This is a genomic window from Streptomyces sp. CA-249302, assembly GCF_050936785.1.
In the GTDB taxonomy this organism is placed as follows: Bacteria; Actinomycetota; Actinomycetes; order Streptomycetales; family Streptomycetaceae; genus Streptomyces.
In genome coordinates, this window is record NZ_JBNJMG010000001.1 from 6,981,105 (window position 1) to 6,994,152 (window position 13,048).

General features: G+C 69.9%; 12 protein-coding genes. 10 read left to right on the forward strand and 2 right to left on the reverse strand.

What is annotated here, in order from left to right:
* The first annotated feature begins 21 nt into the window (after positions 1-21).
* The 4 genes from ACQEWB_RS31710 (at position 22) to ACQEWB_RS31725 (ending at position 5,021) form a co-directional block, all read left to right on the forward strand.
* Positions 22-1,404 (forward strand): GDSL-type esterase/lipase family protein, encoded by a 1,383-nt coding sequence (locus ACQEWB_RS31710; protein WP_432837000.1) that lies wholly within the window; start codon positions 22-24, stop codon positions 1,402-1,404.
* An 89-nt stretch (positions 1,405-1,493) separates the two neighbouring features.
* Positions 1,494-3,455 (forward strand): PfkB family carbohydrate kinase, encoded by a 1,962-nt coding sequence (locus ACQEWB_RS31715; protein WP_432837002.1) that lies wholly within the window; start codon positions 1,494-1,496, stop codon positions 3,453-3,455.
* The gene (locus ACQEWB_RS31720; protein ID WP_432837004.1) at positions 3,452-4,429 is read left to right on the forward strand and encodes an NAD-dependent epimerase/dehydratase family protein; all 978 of its coding nucleotides are present in this window, start codon (positions 3,452-3,454) and stop codon (positions 4,427-4,429) included. The genes ACQEWB_RS31715 and ACQEWB_RS31720 overlap by 4 nt, the downstream gene beginning before the upstream one ends.
* A 52-nt stretch (positions 4,430-4,481) precedes the next feature.
* On the forward strand, positions 4,482-5,021 hold the full coding sequence (locus ACQEWB_RS31725; protein WP_432837006.1) for a D-glycero-alpha-D-manno-heptose-1,7-bisphosphate 7-phosphatase: 540 nt from the start codon (positions 4,482-4,484) through the stop codon (positions 5,019-5,021).
* A 157-nt stretch (positions 5,022-5,178) separates the two neighbouring features.
* On the opposite strand, the gene ACQEWB_RS31730 is transcribed toward ACQEWB_RS31725, so the two are convergent.
* A complete protein-coding gene (locus ACQEWB_RS31730) occupies positions 5,179-5,817 on the reverse strand; it encodes a nucleotidyltransferase domain-containing protein (RefSeq protein ID WP_432837008.1) in 639 nt (212 codons plus the stop codon).
* Between the two features lie 324 nt (positions 5,818-6,141).
* The gene (locus ACQEWB_RS31735) at positions 6,142-6,771 is read right to left on the reverse strand and encodes a hypothetical protein (RefSeq protein ID WP_432837010.1); all 630 of its coding nucleotides are present in this window, start codon (positions 6,769-6,771) and stop codon (positions 6,142-6,144) included.
* Between the two features lie 890 nt (positions 6,772-7,661).
* Here ACQEWB_RS31735 and ACQEWB_RS31740 point away from each other — a divergent pair.
* From ACQEWB_RS31740 to hemC, 6 genes are all read left to right on the forward strand, one after another.
* Complete coding sequence (locus ACQEWB_RS31740) at positions 7,662-8,108, forward strand: NUDIX hydrolase (RefSeq protein ID WP_432837012.1); 447 nt, start codon at positions 7,662-7,664, stop codon at positions 8,106-8,108.
* Positions 8,098-9,228, forward strand: coding sequence for an NUDIX domain-containing protein (locus ACQEWB_RS31745; RefSeq protein ID WP_432837014.1), 1,131 nt, complete (start codon positions 8,098-8,100; stop codon positions 9,226-9,228). The genes ACQEWB_RS31740 and ACQEWB_RS31745 overlap by 11 nt, the downstream gene beginning before the upstream one ends.
* 85 nt (positions 9,229-9,313) lie before the next feature.
* Positions 9,314-9,883 (forward strand): NUDIX domain-containing protein, encoded by a 570-nt coding sequence (locus ACQEWB_RS31750; protein WP_432837016.1) that lies wholly within the window; start codon positions 9,314-9,316, stop codon positions 9,881-9,883.
* Positions 9,880-11,871, forward strand: coding sequence for an ATP-binding cassette domain-containing protein (locus ACQEWB_RS31755; RefSeq protein ID WP_432837018.1), 1,992 nt, complete (start codon positions 9,880-9,882; stop codon positions 11,869-11,871). The genes ACQEWB_RS31750 and ACQEWB_RS31755 overlap by 4 nt, the downstream gene beginning before the upstream one ends.
* Positions 11,849-12,058, forward strand: coding sequence for a hypothetical protein (locus ACQEWB_RS31760; protein ID WP_432837020.1), 210 nt, complete (start codon positions 11,849-11,851; stop codon positions 12,056-12,058). The genes ACQEWB_RS31755 and ACQEWB_RS31760 overlap by 23 nt, the downstream gene beginning before the upstream one ends.
* On the forward strand, positions 12,055-13,008 hold the full coding sequence (gene hemC, locus ACQEWB_RS31765; protein ID WP_432837022.1) for a hydroxymethylbilane synthase: 954 nt from the start codon (positions 12,055-12,057) through the stop codon (positions 13,006-13,008). The genes ACQEWB_RS31760 and hemC overlap by 4 nt, the downstream gene beginning before the upstream one ends.
* Positions 13,009-13,048: the final 40 nt, after the last annotated feature.

Sequence of the window (13,048 nt, forward strand, 5' to 3'; positions counted from 1 at the left end):
CAGCGAACAGGACCATTCGCGATGACCAGCACAGCCCCTGCCACCTCCGACGTGCCAGCAGCCGACCGGCTGCGCGTCCAGCACGGCGCGGCACTCACTCTCGGCGAGGACTGCGACCTGCCCGACGACCTCGTGATCGAGCTCGACACCGACGCCCACCTGACGATCGGCGACCGGGTCTCCATCCGGCGCGGGTCCACCATCCAGGTCCACCGCGGCGCCACCGTCATCATCGGCAACGACGTCGCCATCGGGGAGCACACCTTCATCTCCGCCATGGCCGGCATCCGCCTCGGGGACGGCGCGGCCCTGTCGAACATGGTCGACCTCCACGACCACAACCACCGCGCGCGCACCACGACCAACGTGCCCACCGGGCAGCTCGTGCCGTGGGCGTCCGGGTTCGAGGCCGCGCCGATCATCATCGAGACGGGCGCAACCCTCTCGAACAAGGTCACGGTCACCGGCGGTGTCCGCATCGGGGCGAACGCACTGGTCGGGGCGAACGCCGTCGTCGCCCACAGCATCGCCCCCGACACCGTCGCCGCAGGCGTCCCCGCCGGCGTACGCCGCCACTTCGACGGCGCCCCCGTCGCGGGCCAGGACCGGCGCACCCTGACCGTCGGGTTCTTCGGGACGAGCATCATGGAGCACCTCGAAGCGTTCAACACACAGATGACCACCCAGGCCAACCTGCCCGAGGTCGGCTCCAAGGTCACCGTCGAGGGCTGGCACCAGCGCGGCTGGGTACGCCGCCTCGCACTGTCTCTGCGTGCCGCCCACGCCCACGTCGGCTTCGATGTCCGCAACCACGGCGAGGGCGGTGCCACAAGCCGGGACGTCGCCGCTCTCGTGGAAGCCGACCGGGCGACCGAAGGCGTCGACTACGACCTGGTGTTCGTCGGCTGTGGCATCAACGACGTCTGGCGCCGCTTCCAGAACCGGCTGTCCGAGGCGGTCGACATCGAGGAGTACACCCGGCACATGACCACCATGCTGGAGCAGCTGACCGGCTACTCCCGACAGGTCGTCGTCATCAGCGAGACGCCGTTCGGGCCCATCGAGGATCCCGGCACCGTCGCCGCCATGAACACCGAGCTCGCCCTATACAACGAGGCCGCCCGCAAGGCTGCAGCCGCGTACGGCGCGCACTTCCTGGACGTGTGGACCCCGTTCACCGCCGTCGCCCGTCACTTGCCCGCCGACGACCAGGCAGGCGGCGTGTGGAGCGACGGCGTCCACCTCACCGAACTCGGCGACACCGTGCTGCTCCAGCACGCCGAGCGCCTCCTCGCCGAACACCGCATCGTCGAGAAACTCCTGGACTATCCGCTCCTGGAGCGCGACCGCGCACTGACCGCGTACGGCCCGCTGTTTGCCCGCTACCGGCCCGCCGCGTCCTAAGCCCTCAGGGTGCTGGCGCCGGTCGGCGAGCGCCGGCACCCCGGCAACCGCCCCGACGCTGTCTTCTTTGTCCTTCAAGGGAGTTGATCGTGCCCCAGCTGGGCCGTGAGCACATACAGGCGCTCGCCGTCGCGTTACCCCTGCTTGATGTCGCCCGCCTCCAGGCATGGGGCAGCCTCCTCGCCGGCCGACTGCCCGCGGGCGGGCGACTGCTCGTCGCGGGCAACGGCGGCTCGGCGGCCGAGGCCCAGCACCTCACCTCCGAACTCGTCGGCCGCTTCCGCGCCGAGCGGGCGCCCATGTCCGCCATCGCGCTGCACGCAGACTCCTCCTCGATGACCGCCATCGCCAACGACTATGGCGCCCAGGAGGTCTTCGCCCGTCAGGTCCGCGCACACGGTCGCCCCGGCGACGTCCTACTTTTGATCTCCACCTCCGGCACCAGCCCCAACGTGCTCGCCGCAGCCCAGGCGGGCCGGGAACTCGGCCTCACCGTCTGGGCGCTGACAGGCCCCGCACCGAACCCGCTCGCCGGGGCCAGCGATCAGGCGGTGTGCGTGGACACCGAGCAGACCGCCACCGTCCAGGAGTGCCACCTGGTGGCCGTGCACGTCCTTTGCGCGGCCATCGACGCCCACCTCACCGGGCCGGCCGCGTCCAACGATGAACAGCTGGACGGCATGCGCCGGCTGGTGGTGGTCGGCGACGTGCTGCTGGACCGCGATATCACAGGCACGGCCGACCGCCTCTCACCGGAGGCCCCCGTGCCGGTCATCGCCGACTCACAGGCCATCGACCGTCCGGGCGGCGCCGGACTGGCCGCAGTCCTGGCCGCCCGGGAGCCGGGCTGGCGCGTCACCCTGGTGTGCGGCCTCGGACAAGACACCCCTGGGGCCCGGGTCCGCACCCTGCTGGACCAAGCAGGCGTCGAGGTCGTCGACATGGCCACCGCCGGCACCACCCCGGTCAAGACCCGTATCCGCGCCGCCGATCGCACCCTGCTCCGCTTCGATACGGCCACCTCCCCGCTGCGGCTCGGCCCGCTTGCGGACATCGCCCGCACCCGGCTGGACGAGGCCGCAGCCGTACTGGTGTGTGACTACGGGCGTGGCATCGGCGCACACGACGAACTCCGCCAGGCCCTCACCGCCGCGGCCCGCCGCTGCCCGCTGGTGTGGGACCCGCACCCCAAGGGGGCCGAGCCAGTCCGGGGGACGGCCCTGGCCGTCCCGAACGCGGACGAAGCCCGGGCCCTGACCGGGGACAGCGGGCCGCAGGAGCTCGGCGACGACGTCGGGCGGGGCGTGCGGCTTCTGGCCGCGTGGCCGGTCAAGCAGATCGCCGTCACCCAGGGGCACAACGGCGCGGTCCTGATCGCAGACCCCGACTCCCACCCCCTGGTCGTCCCGGGCCGCCCGGCCGCTGGGGACACCTGTGGGGCCGGTGACCAGCTGGCCGTCACCGCAGCCGTGATGCTCGGTGCCGGACGGCTGCCGTCACACGCCGTGGCCGCGGCCGTCGATGCTGCGACCAGCTACGTCCAAGCGGGCGGCCCCGCCAGCCTGTACGTCCCGCAGCCCGCTGACCCGTCGGCGCCACTGGAGCTAGCCGCGCGGGTACGAGCGCGCGGCGGGAAAGTCGTGGGAGCAGGCGGCTGCTTCGACCTGCTGCATGCCGGACACCTCTCCCTCCTGCACCAGGCTCGTCGCCTCGGAGACGCCCTGGTGGTGTGCATCAACAGCGACGACTCCGTCCGCCGACTCAAGGGGCACGACCGGCCGGTCGTCGGCGAACGCGAGCGCGCCGCGCTGCTGGAGGCACTGGACTGTGTGGACGGCGTGCTCATCTTCGGCGAGGACACCCCCGAGAAGGTGCTGGCCGAGCTCCGCCCCGACATCTGGGTCAAGGGCGGCGACTATGCGGGCCAGCGGATCACCGAAGCCGACCTCGTGGAGAGCTGGGACGGTGAGGTCGTCGTGGTGCCCTACCTCGACGGTCACTCCACCACTAACCGCATCGACCAGCTCACCCAACAGGCAGGTGCCCGATGATCCCCGGAGGCAACGTATTGGTCACCGGGGCGGCCGGGTTCATCGGCCGACACACAGTGGACGCCTTCCACCTCGCTGGACACCACGTCACCGCCATCGACCTGCGCCCAGCCCCCGACCACCTTGCCCGCAAGGCCCGCTGGCAGCGCGGCGACTTCGCCAGCCCGGCTCTCCTCGCCGAGATCACGGCCGGCCGCTACGCCACCGTTGTGCACCAGGCCGGCATCAGCGACACTCGCGCTCCGCACGGACCTGAGCTGGACGAGACCAACACCCTCGGCCCGCTCCGGCTGGCCGACGCTTGCCGCACCGGCGGCGCCCGCCTGATCTACGCCTCCTCGCACTCCGTCTACGGCACCCTCCACCACCGCACGCCGACCGCCGAGGACGCGGACTCTGACCTCTCCCGCTGCTCCGGGCCGCTCAACCCGTACGCCGCCTCCAAGCTTGCCCTCGACCAGCAAATGCGCGCCCGCCACGTCACCGGCCTCGAATGGGTGGGGCTGCGCTATACCAACGTCTTCGGCCCCGATGAAGCCGACAAGGGCCCGATGGCCTCGATCCTGTCCCAACTCCTGCGCCAAGCCGCCCGCACTGGACAGATCCGCGTCTTCGACGACTCCCTGACCGCCGCCCGCGATTACATTCCCGTCGAGACAGTCACTGCCACCATCGTCCAGCTCGCCGAGCAGCCGCCGGTGCCGGCTGGGGTCTACAACTTCGGTGGCGGTTACGCGACGTCCTTCGCAGACGTGGTGCAGTGGTGCGCCCGTTTGCACCGTGAGGCCACCGGTCGGCCCCTGCTCGCCGAGCTGGTACCGAACCCGGACACGGCCGCCTACCAGTACTTCACCTGCGCTGACATGACCGCTCTCGACAAGGCCCTGGCCAACCGGCCGACCGTCTCAGCCGAATCCATCGAAGCCCGCGCCGCCGAGTTGTTCGAGACCTTCCGCAGCAGTGAGACAGAATGAACCGGCGCCGCCCGCCCCGACGACAGGCGCTGGTCGGCCGCGCCGACGGGCGGTGTTCCTCGACCGCGACGGCACCCTCACCGAGCCGCGCCACTATCCCTCCCACCCCGACGAGCTGGTCCTACAGCCGGATATCGGCTTGCCATTGCGCGCCCTCCAGCACGCTGGCTTCGCCCTGGTTGTCGTCACGAACCAGAGCGGGCTGGCGCGGGGGCTGTTAGACACGACAGCGTTGGACGCGATGCACCACCGACTCCGCGCTCTCCTCGCCCGCCACGGGGTCCGGCTCGACGGCATCTACGCCTGCCCCCACCATCCGGACGGCACGGTGCCCCGATACCGCAGGCTCTGCTCATGCCGGAAGCCCGCCCCCGGCATGCTCCACCAAGCCGCCCACGACCTCGATCTCGACCTCTCCGCATCGTGGATGGTTGGCGACTCCTCCTGCGACATCAACGCCGGCCACAGGGCCGGAACCTGTACCGCACTCGTCGGCTCCCAGCCGCTGCCCGATGTGACGCCGGGCGTGCATCGAGCGAGGACCTCCGACACTCTCTACCAAGTGCTTCGCTGCTTCCTCGCTGGCCGCTAACGAGAAGGCGCCTCGTGCCACCGTGAGGTTCCCCCGGCGTGCGAGAGGTACTGATCAGCTGGTCAGGGCAGGGTGACGGGGTTTCAGGACGGGCTCTGTCAGCCAGTCCTCGCAGGCGGGACGGTCCTTGGCCATCCTCTGGCGCCGCCCGCGCTACTCACCCCGCCAGTTCCTCCAGCCACGGATGCCCGGGATGTACGAGCGTCAGCCACCCACTAAGGACATCCCGCCGCGCCCGTCCCAGCAGCGGCAGCACTCCGGCGAAGTCCGCCTGATCCTTGGGGCGTGTCGCCTTGGCTTTGAACAGCAGCACCAACTCCGGCATCAGGTACGGGACTCCGTCCGCCGTTCGCTCAATGATCGCGTCGTACGGCAGCCGCAGCCTCTCGTCCCGCCGGAAGAGCCACGTCTCGCCCTCGTGCGGCTCGCGGAAGACGTCGAACAGGAACTGGCCGCTCGCTGGATCCCGCAGCCAGGTCTGGTGCGTGGCCGCCAGCGCCTCGGCACCCGCCCCCGACCAGACCCGCCCGGAACCCACCGGGTCAAACACGTACTCGGGGAAGCGGTGCCGAATCTCCGGGAACCTAGCCGAGGGCACCGCGATCTCCAGATCGCCGTGCGGCCGAGACTGTTCCCCGCGAAACAGATCCAGCGCCCACCCTGCCGCGATGCACCAGGGCGCGCCGACCCCGTCCATCCGCTCAGCGACTTGTTCCGGACGCCAGGCATCCGCCCACCGGGCCTCCACTTCGTCCACATCGAGCACGGCGCCGCCGGGCGGCAGGGATTCGGTCATCGGCACAACCTACTGCCGCAACCCCACCCGGGTACGGCCTTTTGTCGGCACTGGAACCAGACCCGCTACTAGGACGGATACGGCTGCACCGCTTGATCTCCTTGGTCACTTTGGAAGAACCGATCTCTGCTCTGTGACTTCCCGCGCTGGCCATGCCCGGAGGCGTTGCTCAGAGAACTGTCGCGTACGCGGAAGACCAGAGCACGCTGTGGCGCCACCAGGCCGGCGTTCTGCCCAATTAAGTCGCCGTGTCGAGTCCCGGCGTCGGCGCTTTCCTCTACGCGCACTGTGGTCGTTTGCTTCGGATCATTGTGCCGAAACCCCCTAGCACCGAATGGGACCGAGGTCCCGGGGGAGGGCGGCAGCATGCTTCTCCTCCGCTATCCGCTGCTGGTCCCGGTGCAGGGCGTCCGCTCGGGCCTCGGGGGTGACTGCCTCGCCCAGGGCGATCGCCGCCGCGCTGGTGACGGGAGTCAGCGAGTACCGGACGGGAGAGCGGCTGGACCGCGTCGGTAGGTGCAGGCGGGCGACACCGGCCGGGAGCTCGGCACGCAGGGCACCGTGCCAGCGGATCCACAGTGCGGGGCGCCCCCTAAGGGCCTCGTCGCGGAGCTTGTCCACGGCGGTGCTGTCGTCCTCGCGGTCGATCTCCACGGCGACCGGAGGGCCCTCCTTGCGAAACAGGCGGAGATCCAAGTAGGCGGACCAGGGCGGCGACCAGTAGATGCGGCAGCCCCCATCCATCCGGCGAGGCGGGTCGATGTAGCGCATTGGCGCTTCCCATCTGTTCCGCCAGCCCGACGCCTTCGCCCACTCTGACACTGCGCGGGTGATGCACAGGGTTGCCTCCTTTCCCGTCAGACCGGTGAAGGCGAAGCGGGTCTCGGACAGGTACGCGCGTAAGGCAGCGGCGAGGATCTCGGACTCGCCGACCGCCGTCAGTTCGAGGGCCATCCGCTGATTCTCCGCCCGGGCACTGACAACGACCGGGGCGCAGCTGCCGAACAGCGGGACCGCGCACGCACGTCGTTGCTCAACCTGTCGTGGGTGGTGGTTCTCCGGAAGTCCGCTCTCCCGATCACTGGGCGTACCTAGGGGCCTCTACAAGGCGGCGAGCTGCGGTATCGAAGGCGAGGGCCAGGCAAGACCCGGTCGTGTCCCACGACGTGGTGTAGGGGATCAAGCGCTACGCGTTCCGGTTCGAGGCCCACGGTGATCTCCGTGGACGCGGCGGCCCACGAAGCGTCCCGGTGAGGCGGGTTGGGTGCCCCAGGGGTGGGGCCACCGCCACTGACGTGCGCGTTCCGTCCCCTTGATCCCCTACACCACCTGGCGGGACGTCATCCAAGACCCGGAAGGGGCCAAGCCGTTGGTGTGCTGGACGGTGTTAAGGAGCAGCTTGTTTCGGACAGCAGGGAACGCACGCCCTGGCCAGAACTGCAGCCGTGGCACCTCCTGCTGGATTGATGGGACGCGCCGAAGACTCCGAAGAACTACTACAACGAGTGGAAGCTGCGACAACACGGCCTCGCCCAACACCCTTACTGCGCAGGCTAGATAGACTCGTCGGAGTCCGGCAACGGGCACCCGGGTCGCTGCGGTCACAGGCGGCAGGTCGAGTGGATTCTTCATGCCCGGGAGGCTCTGTAATGCCGTTTGCGTCCGCTTCTGCGCTTCGCCCGCGCGACGGAACCCTCTCCGTCCCTGCGCCCACCAAACCGGTGCCCTGGCTCGCGACGGAGGCGCATGCTCTTCAGCGGTCCCGCCTCTGGGAAGCCGCCTCTTCACTTCCGGCACTGTCAGCCCTCCTCCGCCCGTTGCGACATGCCGGCACGGAGAATCCGTTGCCGTATCGCTCCGTGATCGGGCTTCACTTGGTGTTGGTCCAGGAGGACCGGGTGCTGCTCGGCCTCCGTGCCGGCACCGCCTGGTGCGACGGCTGGTGGCACGTTCCTGCGGGCCATCTCGAAGAGGGCGAATCCTTCCTCACAGGCATGGTCCGTGAGGCTCGAGAGGAACTGGGCATCGCCCTCGCCGAGGAAGACCTGGTGGTCGCACACACCGTCCATGACCACAACCCCAAGACTCGCGAGAGTCGTCTCCAAATCTTCTTCACCGCCACGCAGTACGCCGGGCGGCCTCATGCTGCAGAACCGGACAAGTGTGCAGAGCTGCGGTGGTGGTCGCTCTCGGCTCTGCCGGAGAAGCTGGTGCGTTACACACGCCAAGCCCTGGTCTGCATTCAGCGGGGTCAGAGCGCGAGCACGGTGGGGTGGCCCGATGCCTGCTGACGACTGGCGCGAACCTGCAGGACTGATGGCGCCGCAGGACTATGCGCGCTCACGCGCGGCCTTCTGGGGCGGTGCCGCGGTGTTGTTCACCGATACGGAGGGCAAGGTCCTGGTCCTCGATCCGGCGTACCGGCCGGGCAAGCTCCTGTTGCCCGGCGGAGGTGTGGACCAGCCGGAGCTGCCCTCGGACGCGGCGGTGCGAGAAGTGGCCGAGGAGCTTGGGTTGTCCGCCCACGTACACCAACTGTTGGCAGTCGACTGGGTCAGCAAGGCCAATCCGGAGTACAGGACGGTATACGGCTTTCCTGGTGAAACGGTCTCCATCTGGGACGGTGGCGTCCTGGAGGAGAGCGACATCGCCCGGATTCGCTTGCCTGAGAACGAGATCACCTCGTTCCACTTCCTTCCGCCGGCCCAGGCCGCACGCCGGATGCGCCCGATCGAGAGGCGGCGGATGCTCGCTGCCTTGCGTGCCCGGATCGACCGTGCCGGACCCGCCGTGCTGGAGGACGGTGAGATCATCGGGCTCGGACAGGCACTGCAGCGATTGGACGTCGTCCCGCGTATTGCGATCGGCTACCAGGACATTGCCTGGCACCCGGCCATGGAGCCCGCTGCCGGCCTTCCCGTGAAGCAAGCGTGGGTGTGGGCTTTCGACCCGCTCGGCCGGGTCGTCGTCCTCGTGGATCCGCGCGACGGCCATGTCGTCTTGCCAGGCGGAACGGTCGAAACGGACGACGACGGGCCGAAGGCGGCAGCACAGCGTGAAGCCGCCGAAGAAGCGGCTCTGCGCCTGCACGATGCCGCCTACCTCGGCTACCTCCTCGATCCGGACGGTGCGGTCTACGGCCCAGGCACCGGGGCGAACGCCCGGGCACGGTACATCGCACGCATCGACTGCCTGGGGCCGGCGGAACCGGATGTCGCGACCGGCATCACCTACGGCCGGCTGCTGGTCAGCCCGGTGCAGGCGAGCGAGCTGCTCGGCCTCGGACGCGCCGGAGCCGAACAGGCCGAGTACGCGGCCCAAACGGCGGCAGTCCGCTGGGGAATTCCGTTGAGTGCGCCGCAGGCCGCGATCGAGATTCCCCACACGGGCCTGGCGGCCCTCCTGCCCTGACGCCCGCACGTGACGCCCACCTCGTGCCGGAGTCCTGCCGGCGCGATGCCCCGCACTGCCCTTCTGGCCCTGGAGGAGGACTCTCATGTCCGGCGAACCTGACACCGCTGCACAGTCGGTCGGTGGCCCTGACCGCGTGGTCACCGACGAGCAACGGGCGTACTGGGCCCAGGTCGGGGCGCCCATGGCCTCCTGCACCGCCTTGATCACCGATGCTGACGGCCGGATTCTCGTGGTCGACCCGACCTACAAGGACGGCTTCGACATGCCTGGCGGCATGGTGGAGGCGGGCGAAACGCAGATCGAGGGCCTGGAGCGGGAGCTGGGCGAGGAACTCGACCTGACTGGCGTGCCGATCGGCCGGTTCCTCGTTCTGGACCAGGTCCCTGCTGCCCGGTACGGGCGGGCCATGGTCGTCACGGTGTTCCACGTGGGTCCCCTCACCGACCAGCAGAAGCAGTCCCTGCGCTTTGTGGACGGGGAGATCGGAGCCGCCGAGTTCCTGCCCGTCGAGGAGGCGCTCGGGCGGCTGCCGCACCGCCTCGCCCGCCGCATCCAGGCGGCGCACGCCGCGTTGCTCTCGGGCGTGCCGGCCGTGCTGATCGACGGAACGTCCCGCCTCCTGCCCGGCCCTGTCGTATCGGAGGCGCGATGAAGCGGCTCCTGAAACGGGTCTGGAAGACGGAACAGGCCGTCTCCGAGTCCGAGGCCGCGCTCTTCGGCGGGGCGCTGCGCTACAACCTCGGATGGGTACGCCACGAGTACGCGCGGCTGGACACCAAATTCGGGCAGGCCGCCCGGATGGTGCCGGCCCTGGTGGGCAGCACCCTGCGCCTGGCCTGGCAGGCGGACCGCCGCGCCTTGTTGACCATCGGGATCGCCGAGGTGGGCCAGAGCATCACCCAGGCCGCCGGGCTGCTGGTCACCAACCAGGTCATCCAAGCCCTCCTCAAGGACGGGGACAACGTCTCCCGGCTGCACGCTGCCCTGCCGGCTTTGATCGCGGGCTGCATCATCGCGGTGGTCGGCACCGTCCTGGCCTGCTTGTCGACGGCGGGGACCGGGCGGCTGGAGCCGAAGGTGGAAAGGCTGGCCACCGAGCAGTTCCTGGAGGGCGCCGCCCACGCGGAACTTGAGGCCATCGAAGACGGCGAGTTCCGCACGCTCCTGGACTCGGCCTATTTCGGCGCCCAGTCCTCCCGCACCATGATCGGCATCTGCGTGGCCGTGGTGAACGGTTTGTTCTCGCTTGTCGCCGCGGCCGGCGTGGTCACGGTCCTCAGCCCCCTCTTGCTGCCTTTGCTGCTGCTCATCGCGCTGCCCCGTGGCTGGGGCGCCATGCATGTGGCCCAGCGCCGCTACGCCTCCCGGATGCAGTGGATCGAGCACGAGCGGGCCAAGCGGCTCGTCAACAACCTCATCACCGCACGGGAATCCGCCACGGAGATCCGTGTTCACCAGGTCGGCCCGTTCCTGCTCGATCACTTCCACGAGATGGGCGAGACCGCCGAGGCCGAACAGACCCGTCTTGCCGACGGCCGTGCGGTCACCGAACTGATCGCCGCGGCCATGGCCGGCCTCGCCTCGGCGGCCACGTTCGCGGGCCTGGGCGCGCTGTGGCTGACCGGCCACATGAGCGCCGCCACCGTGGCCACCGCCGCCCTCGCGATCCGTACCGGCTCAGCCAGCCTCGGCGTCCTCGTCGACAACATCCTGCGGCTGCACGAGGAGTCCCTCTACGTCCGCGACCTCGACCGCTTCCGTGAGGAAGCCGAACGCCGGGCCATCCCCACGGGCGGCCGGCCCGTGAGCGACTTTCCCGACCAGGTCACCTTCGACAACGTGTCCTTCGCCTACCCGGACCGTGACACTCCCGCCCTGCACGAGGTGACCCTGACCTTCCCGCGCGGAGCCGTCATCGCCCTGGTCGGCGCGAACGGCAGCGGCAAGTCCACCGCGGTGAAGCTCCTCGCCGGCCTGCACCGGCCCACGGCCGGACGCGTCCTGTGGGGGCCAACCGATCTTGTCGAGGCCGACCGGGTGGACATCTTCCGGCACGTGGCCGCTCTCGATCAGGGCTTCCAGCGCTGGCCCTTCACCCTGCGGACCAACATCCAGATCGGCCAGCCGGAACGCAACGCGGACGACGACATCGCCCGCGCCGCCGCCTACTCGGGCGCCGACAAGCTCGCCGCCGCTCTTCCCCGCGGTCTTTCCACCCTGCTGGCCCGGCAGTTCCGCGGCGGCCAGGAACTGTCAGGTGGGCAGTGGCAGACGGTCGGGCAAGCCCGGCTGCGGCATCGGCAGGCGAGCCTCGTCATCGCCGATGAGCCCACCTCCGCCCTCGACCCGGAGGCCGAGATCGAGTCCTTCGAACGCATCCGCCGCCTGGCCGATGAGGGCAAGACCGTCGTCCTGGTCAGCCACCGGATGGCCGGCGTCCAGCACGCCGACATCATCTATGTCCTGGACGAAGGGCGCCTCGTGGAGAGCGGCTCCCACCAGGAGCTCATGGCGCGGCCTGATTCCCAATACCGGCGCATGTACCTCATGCAGGCCAACCAGTACGGCACTGCCGTACCCATTGTACTGCCGACTCCCTCGGCCAACGGCGAATCACATGCCGCCAGCACCCCCGACTAACCGCCACCACCCGCCGCACACCATCCGGCCTGCCACGCGGAGGCCCAGCAAATGGGCCGCCGACCCGTTGTGGAGCACGCTGCGCGACCTGCTGGGCTGCGTCGGCGTGATCGCGGCCGGCCTCGCCATCACCACGATCGTCACCCTGCTCACCGCCCATTTCCCCGATCACAGGATCCGTCCGTGACCAACCTGCCGCCCAAACTCGTCATCGGCACCCGCGACTCAGACCTGGCCCTGGTCCAAGCAGCCCACGTCGCCGACCTGCTCGAACGCGCCTTCCCTCAAGTTGCCGTACACGTCGCCCCGATGAAGGCCGCCGGCGACCTGCACCAGGGGCCCCTGTCCCAGATCGGCGGCAAAGCCGTCTGGGTACGCGAGCTGGACCGGGCCCTGGCCGCCGCGCGCGTCGACGTCACCGTCTCGTGCGCCAAAGACCTCCCCGGCCCCCACGAACGAGGCACCGACACCACCATCGGTGCCGTCCTGCCCCGCGAAGACGCCCGGGACGCCCTCGTCCTCCCCGCCGGACAGCCCGCCGCCACCCTGGACGACCTCCCACCCGGAAGCATCCTCGGCACCAGCGCACCGCGCCGCATCGCCCAACTCCGCACCCGCTACCCCCACCTCACCATTCAGCCGGTGCGCGGCAACCTGCTACCCCGCCTCGCCCGCCTCGACGCCGGCGAAGGCGACAAGCCGCTCGACGCCCTCGTGGTCTCCTACGCCGGACTGTGCCGGGTGTCCAAGGCGGACCGTGCCACACAGCTCATCCCGCCTACGCTGCTGGCCCCGGCCACCGGCGCGGGCACGCTGGTCGTCGAGCAGCGCAGCGGCGACACCGCCGCCGCCCACCTCCTCGACGCCATCAACCACTCCGCCACCGCCCGGCTGCTGGCCGTGGAACGCGGCGTCCTCGCCCAGCTCAAAGGCAACTGCCAGACCGCCTGCTCCGTCCACGCCCACTACACCGACAAGCTCAGCCGGATCAGAGTCGACGCCGCCGTCTTCCACCCCGTGGGCAACGACGCGATCTACGTCGCAGCCACCGGACCGGCCGACGACCTCGGCGGCCTCGTGGAAAACATCACCCAGCTGCTGCATGGCGAAGGAGTGGAACGGCTCCTGCCGCGCTGACCCACGCGGCCCCGATCGCCAGCGGTAGCCCACTACGGGA

Excerpts from the sequence above, each read along its gene's own strand:
- ACQEWB_RS31720 (WP_432837004.1), top strand. The coding sequence starts at position 3,452 with ATGATCCCCGGAGGCAACGTATTGGTCACCGGGGCGGCCGGGTTCATC.
- ACQEWB_RS31760 (WP_432837020.1), top strand. The coding sequence starts at position 11,849 with ATGCCGCCAGCACCCCCGACTAACCGCCACCACCCGCCGCACACCATC.
- ACQEWB_RS31750 (WP_432837016.1), top strand. The coding sequence starts at position 9,314 with ATGTCCGGCGAACCTGACACCGCTGCACAGTCGGTCGGTGGCCCTGAC.
- ACQEWB_RS31710 (WP_432837000.1), top strand. The coding sequence starts at position 22 with ATGACCAGCACAGCCCCTGCCACCTCCGACGTGCCAGCAGCCGACCGG.
- ACQEWB_RS31730 (WP_432837008.1), bottom strand. The coding sequence starts at position 5,817 with ATGACCGAATCCCTGCCGCCCGGCGGCGCCGTGCTCGATGTGGACGAA.
- ACQEWB_RS31735 (WP_432837010.1), bottom strand. The coding sequence starts at position 6,771 with ATGGCCCTCGAACTGACGGCGGTCGGCGAGTCCGAGATCCTCGCCGCT.
- ACQEWB_RS31745 (WP_432837014.1), top strand. The coding sequence starts at position 8,098 with ATGCCTGCTGACGACTGGCGCGAACCTGCAGGACTGATGGCGCCGCAG.
- ACQEWB_RS31755 (WP_432837018.1), top strand. The coding sequence starts at position 9,880 with ATGAAGCGGCTCCTGAAACGGGTCTGGAAGACGGAACAGGCCGTCTCC.